The sequence below is a fragment of the Boudabousia marimammalium genome (assembly GCF_001936115.1).
In the GTDB taxonomy this organism is placed as follows: domain Bacteria; phylum Actinomycetota; class Actinomycetes; order Actinomycetales; family Actinomycetaceae; genus Boudabousia; species Boudabousia marimammalium.
Genome location: NZ_MPDM01000002.1, coordinates 338,143 through 338,350 on the forward strand (window position 1 = coordinate 338,143; position 208 = coordinate 338,350).

Sequence of the window (208 nt, forward strand, 5' to 3'; positions counted from 1 at the left end):
AACGCGTAAACCATAAACCCATTACAGGCTACTTGGTTTATAGTGTGTTTGTTTCTCGTTACGTGCTTACACTCACACCAAACAAGTATTGTTGGTGGGTGTGGTGTTAGTTGTCGGCAATATTAGTACCGGTCAGCTCCACATGTTACCATGCTTCCACGTCCGGCCTATCAACCCGATAGTCTATCGGGAGCCTCAACAGAAACCT

General features: G+C 46.2%; 1 rRNA gene. It reads right to left on the reverse strand.

Annotated features, from left to right (window positions below):
* Window positions 1–100 precede the first annotated feature (100 nt).
* Window positions 101–208 (reverse strand): 23S ribosomal RNA (locus tag BM477_RS03045); the annotation flags it as partial.